Annotated in this window: 20 protein-coding genes; 9 read left to right on the forward strand and 11 right to left on the reverse strand. The window is 69.3% G+C overall.

What is annotated here, in order from left to right:
* The first annotated feature begins 399 nt into the window (after positions 1 to 399).
* A complete protein-coding gene (locus AC3EO7_RS06945) occupies positions 400 to 1605 on the forward strand; it encodes a lipase family protein (protein WP_435590732.1) in 1206 nt (401 codons plus the stop codon).
* A gap of 75 nt (positions 1606 to 1680) precedes the next feature.
* Here the strand turns inward: AC3EO7_RS06945 and AC3EO7_RS06950 are convergent, their stop codons facing one another.
* Positions 1681 to 2859 carry an esterase/lipase family protein gene (locus AC3EO7_RS06950; protein ID WP_431969676.1) on the reverse strand — a complete coding sequence of 393 codons (1179 nt, stop codon included), beginning with the start codon at positions 2857 to 2859 and terminating at the stop codon, positions 1681 to 1683.
* Positions 2860 to 2975: 116 nt separating this feature from the next.
* Here AC3EO7_RS06950 and AC3EO7_RS06955 point away from each other — a divergent pair, with 116 nt between their 5' ends.
* The 3 genes from AC3EO7_RS06955 (at position 2976) to AC3EO7_RS06965 (ending at position 5375) form a co-directional block, all read left to right on the forward strand.
* Positions 2976 to 3638, forward strand: a complete 663-nt coding sequence (locus AC3EO7_RS06955; protein ID WP_431969675.1) for a TetR/AcrR family transcriptional regulator — start codon at positions 2976 to 2978, stop codon at positions 3636 to 3638.
* Between the two features lie 72 nt (positions 3639 to 3710).
* The gene (locus AC3EO7_RS06960; protein ID WP_431969674.1) at positions 3711 to 4190 is read left to right on the forward strand and encodes a cation:proton antiporter regulatory subunit; all 480 of its coding nucleotides are present in this window, start codon (positions 3711 to 3713) and stop codon (positions 4188 to 4190) included.
* A 3-nt stretch (positions 4191 to 4193) separates the two neighbouring features.
* Positions 4194 to 5375 carry a cation:proton antiporter gene (locus AC3EO7_RS06965; protein WP_431969673.1) on the forward strand — a complete coding sequence of 394 codons (1182 nt, stop codon included), beginning with the start codon at positions 4194 to 4196 and terminating at the stop codon, positions 5373 to 5375.
* A 43-nt stretch (positions 5376 to 5418) separates the two neighbouring features.
* On the opposite strand, the gene AC3EO7_RS06970 is transcribed toward AC3EO7_RS06965, so the two are convergent.
* Positions 5419 to 5874, reverse strand: a complete 456-nt coding sequence (locus AC3EO7_RS06970) for a hypothetical protein (protein WP_435590733.1) — start codon at positions 5872 to 5874, stop codon at positions 5419 to 5421.
* Between the two features lie 342 nt (positions 5875 to 6216).
* Here AC3EO7_RS06970 and AC3EO7_RS06975 point away from each other — a divergent pair, with 342 nt between their 5' ends.
* The gene (locus AC3EO7_RS06975) at positions 6217 to 6807 is read left to right on the forward strand and encodes an LppA family lipoprotein (RefSeq protein WP_435590734.1); all 591 of its coding nucleotides are present in this window, start codon (positions 6217 to 6219) and stop codon (positions 6805 to 6807) included.
* Between the two features lie 6 nt (positions 6808 to 6813).
* On the opposite strand, the gene AC3EO7_RS06980 is transcribed toward AC3EO7_RS06975, so the two are convergent.
* From AC3EO7_RS06980 to AC3EO7_RS07005, 6 genes are all read right to left on the reverse strand, one after another.
* The gene (locus AC3EO7_RS06980) at positions 6814 to 7647 is read right to left on the reverse strand and encodes an RNA polymerase sigma factor SigF (protein ID WP_435590735.1); all 834 of its coding nucleotides are present in this window, start codon (positions 7645 to 7647) and stop codon (positions 6814 to 6816) included.
* 174 nt (positions 7648 to 7821) lie between these two features.
* Complete coding sequence (locus AC3EO7_RS06985; RefSeq protein WP_435590736.1) at positions 7822 to 9609, reverse strand: thiamine pyrophosphate-requiring protein; 1788 nt, start codon at positions 9607 to 9609, stop codon at positions 7822 to 7824.
* 40 nt (positions 9610 to 9649) lie between these two features.
* Positions 9650 to 9859, reverse strand: coding sequence for a CDGSH iron-sulfur domain-containing protein (locus tag AC3EO7_RS06990; RefSeq protein WP_431969668.1), 210 nt, complete (start codon positions 9857 to 9859; stop codon positions 9650 to 9652).
* Positions 9837 to 10487 (reverse strand): HemK2/MTQ2 family protein methyltransferase, encoded by a 651-nt coding sequence (locus tag AC3EO7_RS06995; protein ID WP_431969667.1) that lies wholly within the window; start codon positions 10485 to 10487, stop codon positions 9837 to 9839. The genes AC3EO7_RS06990 and AC3EO7_RS06995 overlap by 23 nt, the downstream gene beginning before the upstream one ends.
* 31 nt (positions 10488 to 10518) lie before the next feature.
* Complete coding sequence (locus AC3EO7_RS07000; protein ID WP_431969666.1) at positions 10519 to 11535, reverse strand: iron-containing redox enzyme family protein; 1017 nt, start codon at positions 11533 to 11535, stop codon at positions 10519 to 10521.
* An 87-nt stretch (positions 11536 to 11622) separates the two neighbouring features.
* Entirely contained in the window at positions 11623 to 12624 is a 1002-nt protein-coding gene (locus AC3EO7_RS07005) for a glycosyltransferase (RefSeq protein ID WP_435590822.1), read from the reverse strand.
* Between the two features lie 225 nt (positions 12625 to 12849).
* On the opposite strand from AC3EO7_RS07005, the gene AC3EO7_RS07010 reads away from it, so the two are divergent.
* Positions 12850 to 13833 (forward strand): TIGR03557 family F420-dependent LLM class oxidoreductase, encoded by a 984-nt coding sequence (locus tag AC3EO7_RS07010; protein ID WP_431969665.1) that lies wholly within the window; start codon positions 12850 to 12852, stop codon positions 13831 to 13833.
* On the opposite strand, the gene AC3EO7_RS07015 is transcribed toward AC3EO7_RS07010, so the two are convergent.
* Positions 13820 to 15226: a hypothetical protein gene (locus tag AC3EO7_RS07015; RefSeq protein WP_435590737.1), complete on the reverse strand. Its 1407-nt coding sequence runs from the start codon at positions 15224 to 15226 to the stop codon at positions 13820 to 13822. The two genes, AC3EO7_RS07010 and AC3EO7_RS07015, sit on opposite strands and share 14 nt — an antisense overlap.
* A 264-nt stretch (positions 15227 to 15490) precedes the next feature.
* Positions 15491 to 16486, reverse strand: coding sequence for an aldo/keto reductase (locus AC3EO7_RS07020; protein ID WP_435590738.1), 996 nt, complete (start codon positions 16484 to 16486; stop codon positions 15491 to 15493).
* A 61-nt stretch (positions 16487 to 16547) separates the two neighbouring features.
* Here AC3EO7_RS07020 and AC3EO7_RS07025 point away from each other — a divergent pair, with 61 nt between their 5' ends.
* The 3 genes from AC3EO7_RS07025 to AC3EO7_RS07035 all read left to right on the forward strand — a co-directional run bounded on the left by AC3EO7_RS07025 (position 16548) and on the right by AC3EO7_RS07035 (position 19575).
* The gene (locus tag AC3EO7_RS07025) at positions 16548 to 17420 is read left to right on the forward strand and encodes a LysR family transcriptional regulator (protein ID WP_435590739.1); all 873 of its coding nucleotides are present in this window, start codon (positions 16548 to 16550) and stop codon (positions 17418 to 17420) included.
* Between the two features lie 105 nt (positions 17421 to 17525).
* The gene (locus tag AC3EO7_RS07030; protein WP_435590740.1) at positions 17526 to 18593 is read left to right on the forward strand and encodes an alpha/beta hydrolase; all 1068 of its coding nucleotides are present in this window, start codon (positions 17526 to 17528) and stop codon (positions 18591 to 18593) included.
* 172 nt (positions 18594 to 18765) lie between these two features.
* Positions 18766 to 19575 carry a VOC family protein gene (locus tag AC3EO7_RS07035; protein ID WP_431969660.1) on the forward strand — a complete coding sequence of 270 codons (810 nt, stop codon included), beginning with the start codon at positions 18766 to 18768 and terminating at the stop codon, positions 19573 to 19575.
* Positions 19576 to 19659: 84 nt separating this feature from the next.
* On the opposite strand, the gene AC3EO7_RS07040 is transcribed toward AC3EO7_RS07035, so the two are convergent.
* Positions 19660 to 20448, reverse strand: coding sequence for a helix-turn-helix transcriptional regulator (locus AC3EO7_RS07040; protein WP_431969659.1), 789 nt, complete (start codon positions 20446 to 20448; stop codon positions 19660 to 19662).
* Between the last annotated feature and the right edge of the window lie 72 nt (positions 20449 to 20520).

A 20520-nucleotide genomic window follows, 5' to 3' on the forward strand; every position in this document is an offset into this window, starting at 1 on the left:
GGCACAACACTCTTCGGGCCGTACCCGCAGGCAACAGCAGCAAACGCCGACCGCGACAACCGTGTGACACGACACGGCCGACGCGCCGATTCGTTGTGAGAATCACTAAGTTCGGTGTGTCGTAATCATCGCTATGATCTTGGTTGCGATATGTTCGCCGAGAATTGGTGCCGCCGCCCGCGGCCCTGGGCAGCTACGGAGACGAAGGAGGTGTGCCAGCCTGCCACGACCATTCGCCACGACGGCGATGGCGTGGGTGCGTCTCCAGCGACCCGTCCCGATCGACAACTGTTCACGCGGTGACCGAAGTAGTTCCACCGCGTCGTTCCCACACTGCCAACCAGCCCACCGGTGGCCGCCGCGGACCCTCATCCCACGGTCGTCCATCGGCGATGCCCGATGCCGGAAAGAAAGACCGTGTCCAAAGTCGCGACTCGAATACTGATCCTCGTCTTGAGCATCCTGTCCCTAGGTGTGATGGGCGCGCCGGCGCAAGCCAGCCCCCTGTACCCCGAACCGGATCCGGATCCGTTCTACAGTCCGCCCGCCGAACTGGCCGCGCTGCAACCAGGCGACGTCGTCCGCACCCGCAGGATCGACACCACCCTCTACGGCGGGACCGAAGGCTGGCAGGTTGCCTTCCGCTCCACCAATTCCGGTGGCAAGCCGATCATGGCCATCACCACCGTCTTCCTGCCCGCGGGGGTGAGCAACCCACCGCTGGTCTCCTACCAAGCGCTGATCAATTCGCTCGGCTCCCGGTGCAACCCTTCGCGCTCGCTGTTCAACGGTGAACTGCAGGACGCGGTCGGCGCCATGCTGCCGATCGGCCGCGGCTGGGCCATCTCGATGCCCGACTACTTGGGGCCGACCGTCGCCTACGGCGCCGCCAAGCTCAGCGGGATGATCACGCTGGACAGCGTGAAGGCGGTACAGAAGGTCGCCGAACTCGGCCTCGGCAGTTCGCCGGTCGCGATCGCGGGCTACTCGGGCGGCGGCATGGCCACCGCGTGGGCGGCCGCGCTCCAGCCGACGTACGCCCCCGATCTGAAGCTGACCGCAGCCGTCGCGGGCGGCGTCCCGGCCGACCTCGAGGAGATGGCGCTCGGCCTCGGCTTCGAGCCACATCCGGGCTTCGGCCTCGCCTTCGCCGCGGCGATGGGCCTGGAACGGGAATACCCGGAGCGGCTGCCGATCTCGGATCAGCTCAACGAGAACGGCCTGTGGTTCCGCGAGTTCACCCACGACGCGTGCCGCCGCTTCCTGTTGTTCCACGGCGCCTTCCGCAGCGCGGAGCAGATGGCCGCGTCCAAGAGCCTGATGGACAGCCCCGAGGCGCGAGAAGTGCTGCACGAGAACAGCCTTCGCCTGTTCCCCGGCGTGCCGACGGTGCCGACCTACCTGTGGCAGGGTCGCTACGACACGCTGACGCCGTTCAACTCGCTGGCCGAGACCGCCGACCGGTACTGCAAGGCGGGTGCTCCGGTGAAACTGGTGCCCTACGATATCGCCGAGCACATGACCGCGGCGGTCGCCGGTTTCACCGACGCGTGGGACTATGTCGAGTCCCGCTTCCGCGGCGACCCGGTGCCCACCAGCTGCTGATCGACCGAACCCGAAGGGACGCCCCGCCTTGCGGCCGGGCGTCCCTTTCGTCTTTTCCGAGTGTCGCACCGGGCGTCAGAGCGAACCGCCGCCGCCGATCATCCACGGGTTGAACGTGCACGGCACGTCGACGGACGCCTGCGGGTCCAAGGCACGCAGCGCGATCGCGGCGGCGCGTGGCGAGTACATGAGCGTCAGGTGATCGGACATGTCCTGCTCGCAGCCGTCCTGCAGCGTGATGTTCTGCACGGGGGCGTCCGGACCGGGCTGCAGGAACGTCCATTCGAACGGGTTCGAGATCTGGTCGTGCCTGGTGCCGACCGCGGTGTACTCGACGCCGGGCACGGTGTCGCCGTCCGCGTTCAGCCTGGCGTAGAACTCCGAGCCGACGACCTGCTGGATGTTGGCCTGGCCGATCAGCGGCCGGTAGAAGCCGAGGATGTTGATGCCCAGGTTGGTGATGAGCCGCCCCAGGGTCGCCATGCCCATCAGCGAGGTGCCGTGGTTGGTGCCGCCGAAGGAGACGAGCTTGCCGACCTTGCCCGCACCGCCTTCGAATTTCAGGTACTGGCTGGAGACCGGGCCGCCCTGCGAGTGCGCGACCAGGTCGACCTGCTCGGCGCCGGTGGCGGCCAGCACGGTGTCGACGTACTCGCTCAGCTGACGGGCCGAATCCTCCATCGGACCGACACCGTAGCGGCCGGGCAGGAGCGGTCCGAGGCCGCCGCCCTCCAGCACGCCGACGCGGCCGAAGTTGAAGGTGAAGACGCAGTATCCCGCGCGCGCGAGCCGCGGCGAGAAGTACGCGAAAGTGTCGTAGGCGTTGAGCCAGGTGCCGTGCACCAGCACCACCGGACGCGGATGTTCCGCGCTGGGACGACAATTCGGCTGATTCGCGCCGGGGGGCGCCGCATCGGGATGGGACAGTCCGTTGACGAACGCCGCGAGGTAGGCCGACACCTCGGGCCCCTCGCCTGCCACCCGGGTCGCCTGGCTGCGCCCGGCCGAGCCCGAGCCGCTACCGGTGTCCACGATGGGCTGCACCTGCCTGCCGTCCGGCGCGGGCAGCAGCCCCGCACCGACCAGATCCGCGAGCTGTTGTTCGGTCGAGGCGGGCTCGGGCGCGGCCGACGCGGGACCGACGACGTGGGTCGTGCCGAGCACCGTCACACCCGCGACGATCGTCGCCGCGAGCACGCCGCGTAGTCGTTCGGTGGGTCTGTGCCTGGCTCGGGCCAGAGAGACAACCCGCATGAATCACGCTCCAAAACTAGCGATGAAAGTTTCCGATTCACCGTAAGGGCGATAAACTAGCAGTGCAAGTTTTTGTCTCCTGCGACAATGCTGCGACAGGACAAGGAGGCAAACTCGTGGCCCGACCCCGCCACCCGCTGCTCACGCGCGCGCGCATCGTGGCCACCGCGCTGGCACTACTCGACGCCGAGGGCATGGCGGCGGTGTCTACCAGGCGAATCGCCGCCGAGCTCGGCGTACAAGGCCCCTCGCTCTACAACCACGTGGGCACCAAGGACGAACTCATCGATGCGGTTGCCGACGCGGTGCTCGGCGAGGTCGACACCGGCATGTTCGCCGCGCTCGGCGTGGAGAATCCGGATTGGCGTACGGCGCTGTGGGATTGGGCCCACTCGTACCGCGCCGCCATGGCCGCCCATCCGAACATCGTCCCGGCGCTGGCGGGCGGGCCGGGACACCGCCCCAATGCGCTGCGGATCGCCGACGCGGTGTTCGGCGGCCTCGTCGCGGCCGGCTGGCCGCGCCGCGAGGCGACCACCGTCGGCGCGCTGATGCGCTACTTCGTCACCGGCTCCGCGCTCGCCTCGTTCGCCGCGGGGTTCCCGGCCGACGCCACCGTCTACGGCGGCGACTATCCGCACCTGAGCGAGGCCCACCTGCTCGCCGACCGGCAACACCGCATCGACGAGGATGCCTTCGAGGTCGGGCTCCGAGCCCTGCTGGACGGACTCACCGACCGCTACCGCGCCGTCCGCGCCGCACAGCCCGATCGCCACTGATTCGCCACCGCGCGCGGGGTATGCGTCCGACGACGGCGAAGCGAGTCCGAATTGTCCGGATAGGGTGGAGCCGTGAACGTAGAGGTAACACCCTTGCCGGGTATTGGTGTACGCAAAGACTTTCCCTTGAAGAACAACCGGCGCGTCGGCGTGATCGACCACCGCGACGGCACTTTGGACCTGATCATCGGCAAGCCCGACAACCCCGACGTCACCGACCAGATAGCGCTCACCCAGCGCGAAGCGGCATTGCTCGCCACCCTGCTCGGCGCGCCGCAACTGGAGGCGCAATTGCAGGAGGAGCACCGCGAATTCGACGGTGTCACCACCCGCCAGCTCACCGTGCGCGGCGGATCCCCTTACGACGGCAGGCCACTCGGCGACACCCAGATGCGTACTCGCACGAAGACGTCCATCGTCGCGGTCGTGCGCGCCGGGCACGCGATCGCCTCGCCCGGACCGGATTTCGTGTTCAACGCCTTCGACGTCCTGATCGTCGTCGGCACCGCGGACGGCCTAACCGCCGCCGCCGGTATCCTCACGGACGGCTGAGGCATGGTGGCACACGAAACCGCGCTCGCGTTGATTCAGCTGGGCGCGGTCTTTTTCGGTCTCGGTCTGCTCGGGCGCGTCGCCGCCCGCATCGGCATGTCGCCGATTCCCTTCTATCTGGTCGGCGGCCTGCTGTTCGGCACCGGCGGTCTCGTCGAACTCGACCACGTCGATTCGTTCATTCACCTGGCCAGCGAGATCGGCGTCGTCCTGCTCCTGCTGCTGCTCGGCCTGGAGTACAGCGCCGCCGAGCTCGTCACGGGCATGCGCCGATCCTGGGCCGCCGGTGTGATGGACCTCGCGCTCAACGCCACCCCCGGCGTCCTGGTCGCCCTCTTCCTCGGCTGGGGCCTCGCCGGCGCCATCGCGATGGCGGGCGTCACCTACATCTCCTCCTCGGGCATCGTCGCCAAGGTGCTCAACGATCTCGGCAGGCTGGGCAACCGGGAGACGCCGACGATCCTGTCCATCCTGGTGTTCGAGGATCTGGTGATGGCGGGCTATCTGCCGGTGCTGACGGCGGTGCTGGCGGGCGCCGGATTCGTGGCCGGTCTCACCACGCTGGGGATCGCGCTGCTCGCCGTCACCGTGGTGCTCGTGGTCGCGCTGCGCTACGGACGATACGTCTCGATGATCGTGGACAGCGACGATCGCGAGATCTTCCTGCTCAAGCTGCTCGGTTCCGCCCTGCTGGTCGCCGGACTCGCCTCCGCGCTTCAGGTCTCGGCGGCGGTGGGGGCGTTCCTGCTCGGCATCGCGATCTCGGATTCGACGGCGCACAACGCCACCAAGATCCTGGAGCCACTGCGTGATCTGTTCGCCGCGCTGTTCTTCGTGCTGTTCGGGCTGAGCACCGATCCGGCGACCATCCCGCCGGTGCTCGGCTGGGCCTGCCTGCTCGCCGCGGTCACCACGGCCACCAAGGTCGCCACCGGCTGGTGGGCCGCCAAACGTGCGGGGAGCTCGCGCTACGGCCGGGCGCGCGCGGGCACCGCACTGGTCGCGCACGGCGAGTTCTCCATCGTCATCGCGGGATTGGCGGTCACCGCGGGCGCGGTGCCGACCGAGTTCGCGGCGCTGGCCACCACTTATGTGCTGCTCATGGCCGTGCTCGGTCCGATCGCGGCGCGCGTGGTCGAGCCCGTCCTGGTGTGGCGCGACCGCCGAGCGGCCCGTCCCGCCTGACCGGCGCTCGCCCGCGCACCACCCGGCTCCGACACCCGGCCCCTCAGCGCAGCGGGGCCGTTTGGGTGTTCGATCGGCCCACGTACTCGTCGTTGAGCAGGTGATAGGCCTGCCCGAGATCGGTCAGCGCACGCCGCCAACGGGATTCGGCCTCGCCGCCCACGGGGCTGCGGCTGAGTTCGAGCAGCGCGGCGGTGGCGTCGGCCGACCGGACCGCGGCGGCGAGCAGCGCAGGCGCGGGCTCGGCGGTGGCGTCGGCGGCCATCGCGTCGATGCGGTCGTGCAATTCGACGGCGTCGGCGCACATTCGCTCGGCCGCGTCCTCGTGTGCGGTGTTCACCTGACCCGATTCACCACCGACCACGTGTTGCAGGAGACCGACCAGCAGCGCGCGCTCGGCGGTGGCATCCCGCGGCCCGTCGAAGGGCGGGTCCAGGTTGTTGTCCGGGTCGACGTGCAGTATCGCCAAGACGGCCCGCAACTGCGCGATGGTCACCACTTTCTCGGTCCCTCCCTGCCCTGCGCCGGGCTCCCGATATGTTCGCCCGCCTCGGATTTCCCCGTCACCGCCCATCCCTTCCTAGTCGGCCGCGCGGCGCGCGAAACTCCGTCGCCACCGGGCCGGGGATAGTGTTTGCCAGATCTTCACTGAACGAGGGTCAAACTATCCAAAACATCGGCGGATGTCTCGGGAATCGACATCTACGACGGGTCGCTACGGGGTGGCGGACCCGCGCCCACGGCGCGTCGCGATCTTGCTCGCGCACTGCCGATCGCGAATAGGATTGCCGGAGAAGCGCGCTCACGATCCGTGCGGCCGCGGGGAACGTGGGAGACGACAATGACCGGACCGCGACGGCCGACCGCCGCCTTGCGCCGGCTCGCCGCACTCGCGGTAGTGGTATTGACAACCGGTGGCTGCGCGACCTTGCTCGGTGAGCCCGCGCCGCCGCCCTCGGCCGACGAGATCGCGGCCGCCACAGCCGAATTGACCGATTTGCCGTCTTCCGAGGTGGCCGAGCGGCAGCTCACGGCCGTCGTCGACCAGATCGCGGCGGCCGCCTCGGCGATCGCTCCCGCACTGCGCTGGAGCCGAACCGAGGACCGCGCGCTCGGCCCCTGCTACGGACCATACGAACACACCGGCGGCAGGCGCGTCGTCCTGCCGCACTACCGAGCCGACGGTTCGCTGCCCAACGGGGCGTGGCCCGGGTTCCAGGAGACGGCCCGCGCGCTGGCCGCGTCCGTCGGCGCGACGGACATGCTGCCCGGCGCAGACTCGTCGCCGGACCGGTACGTCACCTTCGAGGGCTGGGACGGCGCGAAGTGGGACAGCAACACCGAGCTGTCGATCTACGCCGACGCGCGGTCGATGACGATCGCCGCGACCGTGGGCTGCCGGTTGCCCGACGGCCACCCGGCAGGCGGGTGAGGGTGATCAGGCCGCCAGGTGCGCGCTCTCCTCGCCGAGCACCCGTTCGCGCAGCGTCTTCAGCGTCTTGGCGAGAATGCGCGAGATCTGCATCTGTGACACCCCGAGTCGCTCCGCGATCTGCGTCTGAGTCTTGTTCTCGAAGAACCGCATCACCAGCACCTGCCGCTCCCGCTCCGGCAGGTCGGCGATGAGCGGGCGCACCGCCATCGCTTCCTCCAGCAGCCGGTAGCAGGGTTCCTCGGCGCCGAGAGCGTCCACGGCGGCCCGCGCGGAACCGTCGTCGTCGCCGTCGCGGTACGCCGCGTCCAGCGAGCTCGACTGATAGCCGTTGCTCGCGACCAGCGCCTGGGTGATCTCGCTCAGCTCCACGTCCAGCTCGGCCGCGAGTTCGCGCGCGGTGGGCATACGGCCGAGCCGCTGCGCCAAGACGTCGGTCGCGGGCCCGATCGATTGCTGAATCTCCTTGAGCCGCCGCGGAACCCGCACCGACCAGGTGCGGTCGCGGAAATGCCGCCGCACCTCCCCCATCACGGTCGGCACCGCGAACGACAGGAACGAGCTGCCGCGGGAGACGTCGAAGCGGTCCACGGCCTGCACCAACCCGAGCCGGGCGATTTGGTGCAGGTCGTCGAACGCCTCGCCGCGGCCTGCGAAACGACGCGCGATGTGTTCGGCCAGCGGCAGGCACATCCGCACGATGTCCTCCCGCACCCGCTGCCGGTTCGGGTCGTTCTCGTCCAGGCTCGCCAGCTTCTCGAACCATGGCTCGACGTTGTCGTAGGTGTCCGTCCGGGCGACGTCGTCGTCCGCGGCGCGCACCGTCGATTCCTGTTTCATCCGATGTACCTCGTTTCCAACCGAATTCGACTACTGATCGGGTACCCGCCTCTCCGTTATCGAAACGTGATGGCGCACAATCGCCGATCACCTGCGCCGACGATCTCCCGCCACGGCATCAGAGGATGGGCCGCCCGCCCGTCACCGCGAGCCGCGCACCGGAGATGTAGCTGCTCAACTCCTCCTCATGAATTCCTGCGCTTTGGCTTTCACACCCTGGGCGATGAGGTGCATGGCATCGGGATCGCCGCGCAGCACGGCTTCGGCGGTGTCCTTCAACTGCTCCCAGGTGGTGTGCGGCGGGATGGGCGGCATCTCGGGATCGCATTTCACGTCGAGCAGCACCGGGCCGTCGGCGCTCAACGCGCGGTCCCAGGCGGGTCCGAGCTCGTCGGCGGAGTCGACCGTGATCGCGGCGAGCCCCATGACCCGGGCGACGTCCGCGTAGGACACATCGGGAAGCGACTGGGATTCCTCGAATTTCGGCGCGCCGCCCATCGCGCGCAGCTCCCAGGTCACCTGATTCAGATCGTTGTTGTGAAAGACGCAGACCACCAGCCGCGGATCCGACCACCGGTGCCGGTAGCGAGCGATGGTGAGCAGTTCGGCGAGCCCGTTCATCTGCATGGCGCCGTCGCCGACCAGCGCGATCGCCGGCCTGCCCGGATGGGCGAACTTGGCGCCGATGGCGTACGGGACACCCGGCCCCATCGTCGCCAGCGTGCCGGAGAGCGAACCGCGCATCTGGCCGCGGAAGCGCAGGCACCGGGCGTACCAGTTGGTAGAAGAGCCCGAATCAGCGGTGACGATGGCGTTGTCGGGAATGCGCTCGGACAGCTCCCAGACCACCCGCATCGGATTCAGTGGCCGCGCGTCCAGCATGGACTGCCGTTCCAGCGTCTCCCACCAGCGGGCCACGTTCTTCTCCACCGTCTCCCGCCACGACCGATCGGTCTTGCGCTGAACCAGCGGAATCAGCTCGGCCAGTGTGGATTTGGCGTCCCCGACCAGATTGACCTCGGTCGGGTACCGCATCCCGATCATGGTGCCGTCGATATCGATCTGCACCGCCCGTGCCTGACCGAACTCGGGCAGGAACTGCGAGTACGGGAAGTTGGAGCCGACGATGAGCAGGGTGTCGCAGTCGCGCATCAGCTCGTAGCTCGGCTTGCTGCCGAGCAGGCCGATCGGCCCGGTGACGAAGGGAAGATCGTCCGGAAGCACATCCTTGCCCAGCAATGCCTTCGCCACGCCTGCCCCCGTGCGGTCGGCGATCTCGAGCACTTCCTCGGCGGCCGAGCGAGCGCCCTGGCCGATCAGGATTGCGACGCGCGAACCGGCGTCCAGTATCTCCGCGGCGCGGCGGATCTGGTCCCGCGCGGGAATCACCTGTGCGGGCGGCACCGCACCCGGCGGGCTGGACGGCACCTGTTTGAACGCGTGCCCGGGTGGCTCGTACTCCTCCTCCTGTAGATCGGAGGGAATGATCACCGCCGTGGGCGCGCGCCGCGAAATGGCAACGCGGAATGCGCGATCGAGCGCGTTGGGCAACTGACTGGCGACGTTCACCTCGACCACGTAGTCGGCGACGTCCTGAAACAGGTTCTGTAGGTTCACTTCCTGCTGGTAGCTGCCGCCCATCGCGCTGCGCGCGGTCTGCCCGACGATCGCCACCACCGGCACGTGATCGAGTTTCGCGTCGTAGAGGCCGTTCAGCAGATGGATCGCGCCCGGCCCCGAGGTCGCGGTGCAGACGCCCGCGTTGCCGCTGAATTTGGCGTAGCCGGTGGCCTCGAACGCCGACATCTCCTCGTGCCTGGCCTGGATGAAGGCGGGATCGTCGTCGGCCCGCCCGAAAGCGGCGACCAAGCCGTTGATGCCGTCACCTGGATAGCCGAAGACCTGCTCGACACCCCATTCTCGCAGTCGCCGCACGACGTAGTCGCCGACCTGTTGGGCCATGGTTCCTCCCTGTCCGTGCGTCACTGGGCTGCCCGGCCTCCTAAGCGGTGGCGCGGCGATGTTTTCGGTGGCTGGTATCGCATAGGGGGTAGTTCTTCGAACGGCGGCACAGGCAGATCGCGACTTGGAAGCGGTCACAGCGGATGGTCTTCCCGTCGGCAGTCACGAGTTCGACCGGCCCCTCGACGAGGGCGGGACCGTCGGCGGTGAAAGTGACTCGCCTCGGCTCATTTTCGGATGCGGTCGGCACGGATCACCACCAGATCTTCCCTGTCCTGCCCCGGTTCGATGAGCCCGACCGAGGCGAGCCAATCGGCGCGCCCGCGCAACACGGGTCCAAACGGCACGGTGTGACGGGCCACGATCGCGGCTTTCAAGCCTGCGTCCCGCAATTGACACAGCGTGCTGTCCGGATCGGACAGCATCGAGTGCACGACCAGCGCCGCGCCGCGCGGATTCAGCAGACCCGGCATCATCCGGCACAGCCGGTCGAGGGCGTTGCGACCGTGCTCGCCCGCATCCCAGGCCCGCGCCGCACCGCGGCGCTCCCGCTGCGGCGCGGGGACGTAGGGCGGATTGGCCAGCACGAGATCGAAGCGGCGTCCACCCAGCACCGACGCGAAGTCGCCCCGGATCACCTCCGCCCCTATCCCCCGCACACGGCAGTTCAACCACGCGGATACCGCGGCGGAGCGCGAGATGTCCACGGCGGTGACCGCCGCGGCTCCGCTACGCACAGCGGCGATCGCCAGCGCCCCGCTGCCCGTGCACACGTCGAGCACGTGCCCACCGCGCGGGACGCCCGCTTCGCTCAGCGCCCTGGCCAGCAGCCAGGTGTCCGATTGCGGGCGGTACACCCAGGGCGGTCGAATCAACATCACGTACAGCGGGTAGCCGGATCGCGCCGACCTAATCGGCCCGCGTCGCCGAAACCCGCTCACTGTCGCGCAGCGAACTGCGCCCCGCCTCCCAACAGTCGAGCACATGATCGGCGAACTGGTCCTCCAGCAGGTTCGTCGCCTGGATGCCGAACACCACCGATTCGGTCAACGCGGGCTCCTGGGCGAGCAGATCGCCGATCACGTCGCGGCGCATGACCTGTTCGTGCACCGCGTCGGCTTCCACGTGCTCGCGGTAGAACAGGGTGCACGCCGGGTCGGCGTCGAGGCGGCGCAGTGCCTGCACCATCCGCTGCGCGCCCGGCGGCGAGCTGATCTCCACGGTCGCGAAATGCCCGACCAAGGCCCCGCGCAGGGACCGGTGCAGACCGAACAACGAGATCGTGTCCATCAGTGCGAACATCGGCGCGGGGATGACGTTCAGGTAGTGCAGATAGTCCGGATTCAGGCCCGCCGCGGCCATCAGGTCCGCGTACAGCCGGGCGTGTACCCGTTCGCCGCGCCCGCCGCCGAACTCGTCGAACTCGACCGCGACCAGCGACGCTTTCGCCTGGCCGCGCAGGCGGGGAATCGCCCAGGCGTACGGGTCCGCCTCCTTGTGGTGATAGAGCGAGCGGTGTACCAGGTACTCCCGCATCTGCCACCATTCGCCGCGATCGAGCAGGAACTGGCTGGGCCCGCGCGCTTCCACCGGCGTGACGAGCAGCTGTTCGAGTTCTGCTTCGAGATCCGTCCCGCCGGGGACCGCGTCGCGCAGCGCGTTCAGGAGTCGCTGTTCCATCGCCGCACGCAACGCCAGCAGGGCCGTATCCCACTCCCAGCCGGGATCGACCTCCGCGAAACCGTAGTAGTGCAGCTCGTAGCAGGTGTGCAGCGCGAGGAGCAGATCCTCGCCGAACGGATCGACCGGCCCCGGCCGCGGTGCGGCCCGCCCCGGCGCACCGCGCAGTAGATCGACCACCGCCGCGGACAGATCACCGCGCGGGTCGGGCAGAGGGAGGGCTTCCGGGGCCACGATCGCTGTCATGCTGGTCGCTTACCCGGCTCGGGCGGCGGTTATCGCCCAGTAGTGACGCTGCCTGGACCCTTCAGACATCACGAGACGCAGCGGTTGTCACGAGACGCAGCGCAGCCGCTCGGCGGCGACTTCGGCGATCGTCGTGGCGGCCCGCACGGCCGCGCCACGCGTCTGCCACGCACGCCAGCGGCCGGTGTCCAGGTCGCGCGCCCGTGCCAGCAGGGCGGGCCAGTCGTCGAGATCCGGCCAGCCGTCCACCGTGATCGCCATCCCGGCCGAGGCGAGCGTGTGCGCAATGGCTTCCTGTTCGCCGAACGGGCGCGGCGCGGGCACCACGACGGCGGGTTTGGCGGCGGCGGCGACATCGGCGACCGCGCCCTGCCCCGCGTGCGTCACGATAACGTCGGCCCGGCACAGCTCCGGCCACGGATCGTCCACCAGATCACCCAATCCGACACTGCGCCAATGGTATTCGTGGTGCCGCAGGGCGCAGGCGCGCACCTTCGCCGCGGTGAACGCCCCGCCGCACGCACCGCCGACGACCAGCACGGTCGGCCGCCCGTCGGGTGGCGGGAACGCCGGGGGGCGGCCGTCGAATCGGGTGATGCCGCCGACATAGCGGGTCTTGTCCGCGTAGGGGCGCAGCCACAGCGGATCGTAGAGATCGCGCGTCCACCCGGCGATCAACCGGTCGGCGACGCGGTACATCAGCTGGTGGGCGGGATCACCGCGGGCGCCGGGCAGCGCCATGCAGACGACAGGCACGCCGTGCAGCCGGGCCAGCAGCGCGACCTCGACGGACGCGTCCACCACCACCGCATCCGGCCGGGTGTCGGCGAGCCACGCCGCGATCGTCGCCATCCGCTCGACGAGCCCCCGGTCGTGGCGGGGTGCCCAGTGCAGAACCCCGGCGGCAGTGGGGTCGGCGGGCACCGCGGCGGGGTTGTCGGCGGGCAGGTGGACGACGTCGTCGAAGACCTCGTCGCCGGACAAGGTCAGCGCGGACAGCGCGGTCACCGGCTGGGCGAGGCAGGCGCGGATACGGCGAGCGCGGAGCAGATGACCCGAGCCGTGATGGTGGATGTAGTAGCCGATCACGTGGCCCTCCACTGTCCGGTGGGCCACGCGCCGGTTTCCGTTGTGGCCATCGGACCTCCCGGCGGAACTGCTGTTACCTGCGATGATGCGGATCTACCCGGCTGCGGGCGGGACAAACCTAGATCACGTTCGCCCCCGCTGACCTCGGCGCTTCGTTTGCCGAAAGCGGACGAGGGTAGGCGGTCGGTGGTCCACCAGCGACACCACCGAGCCGAGGAGGCAGCGATGCAGATCGGATACAAGCTGGCGGCAGAGGGATTCGGCCCCGCCGAGCTGATCCGCCAGGCCGTGCAGGCCGAGCGCGCCGGCTTCGATTTCGTCGAGATCAGCGACCACTTCCACCCCTGGCTCGACAATCAGGGCCACTCCCCGTTCGCCTGGACGGTGCTCGGCGCCATCGCGGCGCGGACCGACCGCATCGGCATGGCCACCGGCGTGACCTGTCCGATCCTGCGTTACCACCCGGCGATCGTGGCGCAGGCCGCCGCCACCATGGCGCTGGTGTCCGACGGACGCTTCACCCTCGGCGTCGGTTCGGGCGAACGGCTCAACGAGCACATCGTCGGCCTGGAGTTCCCCGACTCGGTGCGGGTGCGCCACGACATGCTGCGCGAGGCGCTCGACATCATCCGGCTGCTCTGGAGCGGCGGCTATCGGTCCTACGAGGGCCAGTACCTGCATCTCTCGGACGCGCGGATCTTCGATCTGCCCGACGAGCCGCCGCGGATCGCGGTCGCGGCGGGCGGCTCGTCGTCCGCCAAGCTCGCGGCCGAACTCGGCGACGGCCTTTTCGCGACCACCGCCGACCCCGGGATCGTCCGGCACTACCGCGAGAACGGCGGCACGGGGCCGCGCTACGCCGAGGTGCCGCTGGCCTGGGCCCCCGACGAGCACACCGGCGCGCAGGCCGCGCTGGAGACGACCCGCTGGGCGCTGTCCGGCTGGAAGGTCATGAGCGAACTACCCAATCCGGTCAACTTCGCCGCCGCCAGCGCCACCGTGCGCGAAGAGGACATTCGCGACCACTTCACCTGCGGCTCCGATCCGGAGCGCTACGTCGAAGCCGTCCGTGCCTACACCGACGCCGGATTCGACCATCTCGTCCTCCAGAACGCCGGACCGGACCCGGACGGCTTCCTCGAGTTCTATCGCGACGAACTCGACGAGAAGCTGCGCCGCTCGCTCACCCCCGCCGCTAGTCCGAGCTGAGCGCCGAGCGCCTGGCGGTTGCGCGCGCCCGCCGCCGTGCCTCCTGCATCTCGGCGAGCTCCTGTTCGAGCGCCTCGGCGATGCGGAACTGGCCGGTGTCGTAGATGCCCGACGAGCGAACCACCTCGTGGAGGGCGCCGTCCGGATCCGGCGGCGCCGCGTTGCGCTCCTTCGCGCTCGCCTTCTCCTTGACCGGGCGCGCCGCGGCCGGCTTGTCGATCTCGATCGGCTTGGTCGGCGGCGGCGGAGTCTGCCGGACGACCACCTTGGCGGCCACCGGCTCCGGCGTCCGCGCCGGGGTGGGCTCGGCCACCGGCTTGGTCACCTTCGCTGCCGCGGCGGGCTTTTCGACCTTCTTCGGCTCGGGCTTCTTCGGGGTCAGGGCCGGGGCTGCCACCCCGTTGACCGATACCTTCCCGTTGCCGCTCGCGGCCCGCGGGGCTTCGGCGAAGGCGTCCTCGACATCGGGCACGATCTGCTCGACGTCGACCTCGGGCTGCGCGTACTGCTCCTCGACGATCTCCCGCTCGGCGACGTGCACCACGGGAGCACCCGCTGCCGCGGCCGCCGCAGCCGCCCGCAGATTGACGACCGCGGGCAAGCTGCGCCGAATCTGCTCGGCCGGATCGGGCAGTTCGCGGACCTGTTCGGTGGCCCGATGGATGGCGAGGCCGTACCGCGCGCTGGCGGCGTCGTGAATCAGCAGAGCCACACCGATCATCACCGGGGCGATCGCGTGCACGGCCACCTCGTACCACTGGCCGCCCCGCAGGTACGGGTAGGTGTTGAGACCGACGGTCAGTGTCAGCAGCGCCATCTCGGCGGCGGCGACCTGACGCCGGTTGTCGATGACGCCCCACTCGGCCACCTTGTTGGTGCCGATCATGATGATGATCAGACAGACGCTGATCATCCCTTCCAGCAGATAACTGAACCAGTAGAGCGGATCCTTCGCTCCGCCCGGCGCGATATTGTGCTGCACGTTGACCGCGGACCACAGCATGCCCGCACCGACCACACCGGCCAGCGCGCGCAGCGACCAGGCGCGGTGTCGGTACAGCGAGGCGAGCTTCGCGTGCGGACTGGATTCGCGCCGCTGCGCGGCGATCGCCTTGCGGGCGAGCAACAGATCTCGCATATCGGCCTTCGCGATTTCCTCCGCCGTGTGCCTGGCGCGGTCGGAGGCGACCGCGGCGGCCTGTACCTCTTTCCACCGCTGTCCACGGTCCTGTTCGCGAATTCGCTCGGCGAGGTCGCGTTCGGCGTGTAGTTCGTCTTCGGACAACGCCTCGGTCAGAGCCGGGTCGAACTGATAGGCAAGCCGTCCGCGGGCCTTTTCGACCCGTCGCGCCAGCTGCGTGACCTCGTCCTCGATGGGGTGCTCTATGGTCAAATCGACCTCCGACCGTGGAGATCCGATGGCAGGCAAGTGATCACGAGTGTGAACAACACCCCACATTCATAGTCGATGCGTCGTTGCCAGCAAAACTATAGATTTGCCGCGTCGCGAATCCAGTCGGCGCGCCGGGTCCGACACGACGGGGATAAGGATGTCCCATCGAATCATGGACGGCGCGTTCGCGCTCGCGCTGACGCGGAACCGCCACCGAGATGTCCGCGGGCGCGCGGTCCACGAAGATCGACCGCTCTGCCGAGATCAGTTCTCCAGCAGCGTCGCACCCACCGCTTGCACGCCGCCGAGGACCTCGTCGACGCGACGCAGCGTATCGGCGTGCAGGCCGATGTTCGCCGCGAACAGATTGTCCTCGATATGGGAGGGAGTGCGGCTGCCCGGAATCGGGACCACGTGCGGATCCTGGTGCAGCAGCCAGGCGAGCGCCAACTGACTCCGGCTGATGCCGAGCTCGGTCGCGATCGCGTGCAGCGCGGCGTAGGAATCGTTGTTCGCGGCGAGATTGGCCGCGTCGAACCGGGGCAGATTGGCGCGGAAATCGTCGTCGCCGACACGATCCACCGTGCCGGTGAGGAATCCGGCGCCCAACGGGCTCCACGCGACCACACCGACACCCAATTCCCGTGCGGTCGCGAGCAATTCGGGATCGACCGGACGCCACATGGACCATTCCGCCTGCACCGCCTGGACCGGATGCGCGGCGTGCGCGCGGCGCAACTGCTCGGCGGTGACGTTGGACAGGCCGAGATAGCGCACGAGGCCGTCGGCCACCAGCTCACCGACCGCGCCCGCGGTGTCCTCGATCGGCACCTCGGGATCGGGGAAGTGCGGGTAGTACAGGTCGATCACGTCGGTGCCGAGATTGCGCAAGCTCTGCTCGGCGTAGCCGCGCACGTAGCGTGGCTCGGCGTTGACGGCCAGCTCGCCGAACGCGAAGCCGACCGGAAATTTGTGCGCCGCGGCGCCTTCGGGGATGCGGAAGCCGAACTTGGTGGCGACGGTGACCTCGTCGCGGCGGCCGCGGAGCGCGCGACCGATCAGTTGTTCGTTGTGGCCGTCGGCGCCGTAGCCGTCGCTGGTGTCGACGAGCGTGGCGCCCTGGTCGCAGGCGTGCCGGAGCGCGGTGCGGCCGCGGTCGTCGTCGACGGCTCCGTACATGCCCGGCGAGAGCACCATTGCGCCGAAACCGACTGCGGATACCGGGATTTCGCCGAGGTGGCGCACGGGGATCTTGGTCATGACACCACTCTCGCCGACGACGCACCGCGCCGTCCAAGTCATGTTGGTATAACCAACCGTTATGGACGTCGATCTGCGGGACCTGCGCTACCTCGTCGTGGTGGCGGAGGAGGCCAACTTCACCAGGGCCGCGGCACGCGTCTTCGTCTCGCAACCCGCGCTGTCCAAGCAGATCCGGGCACTGGAACGCCGCCTCGGCTTCGACCTCTTCGACCGCACGCCGCGCGGCGTCACGCTCACCGCGCAGGGCGCCGAACTCCTGCCTGCCGCGCGCGAGATCCTCGAACGATGGGACCGCGCCTACCCGCGCGCCCAGGCGATCGGCCGCCCGCGGACCCTCGTGGTCGGCATGCAGACCGCGGTGGGACGGGACTTGCAGCGCCGCGCGATCACCCGGTTCCGCGCGACCGCGCCGGACTGGACCGTCTCGCTGCGCCTGGTCGGCTGGTCGGATCCGACGGCCGGGCTCGCCGACGCCTCCAGTGATGTCGGCATCGTCTGGCTGCCCATCCCGCTCGACGGGCTGAGCACCCGAATCCTGCGTCGCGAATCCCGCGGCGTGATGCTGCCCGAGGGTCACCCCCTCGCCGACCTCGCCACGATCGCGTTCACCGATCTGCTCGACGAACCGTTCGTCGCGCTGCCGAGCGCAGCCGGGTCGCTGCGCGATCACTGGCTGGAGATCGAGGCACGCGGCGGGCATCCGGTCCGCATCGGCGCCGAAACCACCGGGGCGGACGAGACGTTCGAGGCCATCGCCTCGGGGCTCGGCGTCGCCTTGGTCGCGGCGGGCAACGCCGACCTGTATCGACGGCCCGGCCTGGTGTATCGCCCGGTGGACGGTCTCGATCCGGCCGAGCTGGCCGTCGCGTGGCGCCGCGACGACACGCGACCGGCCACCGCTCTGTTCGTCGACTGCCTCACCGAGCACTGAGACGGTGCGGCACGCCGCGCGGAGATAGCCGAGTGGTTACTCGATAGCCAGTACGGTGTGCCTGAACGTGTGCGACGGACCACCGACGAGTCACGGAGGTACACCATGGCGCGGCGAGCGCTCGGCAGGCCCGCGATCGTGCTTGCGGCGGTCGCCGCGGCGACGGTCGGCACGCTCGTCCCCGGCACTGCGCACGCCCAGAACACCGATCCGATCACGGCGAACCACGTCTTGTTCGCGCACCCGGTGGCGGCGGGCGGTTCGCGCATAGTGGATTACACCGTCGTGGACGACCGGCACCTGACGCTGAGCGTGTACTCCGCGGCCATGGACAAGCCGGTCACCATCACCGTGCAGCGACCGGCCGACACGTCCGTACCGCGCCCGACGCTGTATCTGCTCTCCGGCGCGGACGGCGGCGAGGGCACCGCGAACTGGGATCACCGCACACCGCAGGCGCTGGAATTCCTCGGCACCAAGGACGTCAACGTCGTGCAGCCCATCGGTGGCGCGTGGAGCTACTACGCCGATTGGCGGGAGCCGGATCCGAAGCTCGGTGTGAACAGATGGCAGACCTTCTTCACCCAGGAACTGCCGCCGCTGATCGACGGCGCGCTGGGCACCAACGGTCTCAATGCGATTGCGGGACTGTCGACTTCGGGTACCTCGGTGCTGCAACTGCCGATCGCGGCGCCCGGTCTCTTTCGCGCGGCGGCGGCCTACAGCGGATGCGCGCAGATCAGCGATCCGATCGGGTACTCGTTCGTCAACCTGTCCGTCGGGGTGTGGGGCGGCGGCAACACCGACAACATGTACGGCCCGGAGGGCGATCCGATGTGGGCGGCCAACGACCCGTACGTGAACGCCGAGAAATTGCGCGGGGTGGAGTTGTTCATCTCCAGCGGCAGCGGGCTGCCCGGCCCTTACGAGACGCTCGACGGCCCGTTCGCGCTGCCCGGCGTGGGCGGACTGGCGAACCAGGTGCTCCTCGGCGGCCTGATCGAGGCGGGCGTCAACTACTGCAGCCACAATCTGCAAGCCAAGCTGAATTCGCTCGGCATCCCGGCGACCTACGACTTCCCGCCGACCGGAACACATTCCTGGGGTTACTGGCTCGACGCGCTGAAGCTGTCCTGGCCGGTACTGGCGCGTGGCCTGGAGCTGCCTGCCTGATCCAGCTGGGTATGGATTCGGTTCGCGGCGAGAGTCCGGCCGCTCCCGGCGATTCCTCCCCCGGCATTCGCGCCAGCCGGCGCGACGGATCGGTTTACGCTGGGTGACTGACCGGTTGCCAAGGCAATGCTGACATCCACTCATTGATCTTCGATCAGTAGGAGGAACGGATATGCCTACTCGTGACACCGCTTGGCCGCAGGGCACGCCGTGCTGGGTCGACTGCCAGGTCGACGACCCCGCTCGGGCCAAGGAGTTCTACTCAGCGCTGTTCGGCTGGGAGATCGACGAGGGCCCGCCGGAAGCGGGTGGTTATCTGATGGCGATGCGCAACGGATCCGCGGCGGCGGGCATCGGACCCAAGCCGGAGAACATGGCGATGCCCTCGGTGTGGACGACTTACTTCGCCGCCGATCGCGCCGACGATGTGGCGCAGAAGGTGACCGCCGCGGGCGGCACCGTCCTGATGCCGCCGTTCGACGTGCTCGATGTCGGCCGCATGTTCGTCGCCACCGACCCGACCGGCGCGGCCTTCGGCGTGTGGGAAGCCAAGCAGCACACCGGCGCGCGGATCTACAACGAGCACGGCGCGTACTGCTGGAACGAGCTGCACACCCCCGGCTACCAGCAGGCGCAGCAGTTCTACTCCTCGGTGTTCGGCTACACCTACCAGGAGATCGGCGACGGCCAGAACTTCGTCTACTCGACGTTCACCGTGCCGTCGGGCAGCGACGTCGCGGGCGGCATCAACGACGACACCAAGGGGCGGCAGACCGAAGCGCCCCCGCACTGGCTGGCCTGGTTCCAGGTGGACGACACCGACGCCGCGCTCGCCAAGGCGGCCGAGCTCGGCGCCGCCGTGCTGGCGGGACCCGACGACAGTCCCTTCGGCAGGATGGGCGTGCTCCGGGGACAGCAGGGCGAGGTGTTCGCGGTCATCGATCCGACTCGCGCCGTCGGCCAGCCGCCGACGCCGAGCTGACCGACAGCCTCGCACCGGAAAGCGCCACTGGCGTAGCTCCGCCCGCGCACCCACAGTGCGCGGGCGGACTCGGTCCGCCGCCCGTCAGGCCGCGCGGCGCAGGCCGACGAAGAAGCGAACCCACCCCGGATAGCCTCCGGTGTCCACCTCGTACATCTGGAAGTCGACGACGATCGGCCGGCGGGTCACGCGCTCACGCAGACGCAGGACCGCCGAGGCGTCGGCGAAATCCACCACGCCGTCGCCCCACATGCGGCGGAAGTCCGGATACCTGCCGAGCTCGTCGAGCAGCGCGGCCGACCATTCGCCGGGCGGTGTGCGGCCCATGCGCGCCCGCAGCGTCGCGACCGACAGTCGCGCGGCTTGTTCCCAGTCGACGAGGACGTCTTCGGCCACCGGGTCGCCGAAGATCCAGTGCAGCAGATTGGCGCCCTCGGGCAGGTCGTGCAGCATGGCGGAGGCGACGGCGTTGCAGGCCAACAGATTGCAGCGGGAGTCGACATAGCCCGCCGGATTGGGGTCGTGCAGCTCCAGCCCGCGCCGCATCGCCGGGGTGATGTCGGCGCGCAACTGGGCCACCGTGGGAATCACGGTGTCGGCCAGCCCCGCCAGATCGAACAGATGCCTGCGCTCGGCTCGGCTCAGGGCACACACGCCGTCCAGCGAGCGGGCCAGCGCCTCGACGACCGACCGCGTCGGGTGATCGCGCTCGCCCTTCTCCAGGTGGGTGACGTAGCTGGCGCTCATGCCGGTGACGGTGGCGAGCTTCTCCCGGGAGATGCGGCGATCGTCGCGCAGCTGCCGAAGCCATCCACCGAATGTCGGCGGGCGCACCGTATGCCGGTCGCCGTCTCCGCTCGGCCGTTCGACCACAGCAATCCTCCCGGGCACGTCGGGCACCGCGGTGCACCGGCGTCGAACCGGCTGGGCGACCGATTGCCTCGC

The sequence above is a fragment of the Nocardia sp. bgisy118 genome (assembly GCF_057708605.1).

Excerpts from the sequence above, each read along its gene's own strand:
- AC3EO7_RS06985 (WP_435590736.1), bottom strand. The coding sequence starts at position 9,609 with ATGGCCCAACAGGTCGGCGACTACGTCGTGCGGCGACTGCGAGAATGG.
- AC3EO7_RS06950 (WP_431969676.1), bottom strand. The coding sequence starts at position 2,859 with ATGCGGGTTGTCTCTCTGGCCCGAGCCAGGCACAGACCCACCGAACGA.
- AC3EO7_RS07010 (WP_431969665.1), top strand. The coding sequence starts at position 12,850 with ATGCAGATCGGATACAAGCTGGCGGCAGAGGGATTCGGCCCCGCCGAG.
- AC3EO7_RS07030 (WP_435590740.1), top strand. The coding sequence starts at position 17,526 with ATGGCGCGGCGAGCGCTCGGCAGGCCCGCGATCGTGCTTGCGGCGGTC.
- AC3EO7_RS06975 (WP_435590734.1), top strand. The coding sequence starts at position 6,217 with ATGACCGGACCGCGACGGCCGACCGCCGCCTTGCGCCGGCTCGCCGCA.
- AC3EO7_RS07035 (WP_431969660.1), top strand. The coding sequence starts at position 18,766 with ATGCCTACTCGTGACACCGCTTGGCCGCAGGGCACGCCGTGCTGGGTC.
- AC3EO7_RS06980 (WP_435590735.1), bottom strand. The coding sequence starts at position 7,647 with ATGAAACAGGAATCGACGGTGCGCGCCGCGGACGACGACGTCGCCCGG.
- AC3EO7_RS06995 (WP_431969667.1), bottom strand. The coding sequence starts at position 10,487 with ATGTTGATTCGACCGCCCTGGGTGTACCGCCCGCAATCGGACACCTGG.
- AC3EO7_RS06965 (WP_431969673.1), top strand. The coding sequence starts at position 4,194 with ATGGTGGCACACGAAACCGCGCTCGCGTTGATTCAGCTGGGCGCGGTC.
- AC3EO7_RS06945 (WP_435590732.1), top strand. The coding sequence starts at position 400 with ATGCCGGAAAGAAAGACCGTGTCCAAAGTCGCGACTCGAATACTGATC.
- AC3EO7_RS07020 (WP_435590738.1), bottom strand. The coding sequence starts at position 16,486 with ATGACCAAGATCCCCGTGCGCCACCTCGGCGAAATCCCGGTATCCGCA.
- AC3EO7_RS07000 (WP_431969666.1), bottom strand. The coding sequence starts at position 11,535 with ATGACAGCGATCGTGGCCCCGGAAGCCCTCCCTCTGCCCGACCCGCGC.
- AC3EO7_RS07025 (WP_435590739.1), top strand. The coding sequence starts at position 16,548 with ATGGACGTCGATCTGCGGGACCTGCGCTACCTCGTCGTGGTGGCGGAG.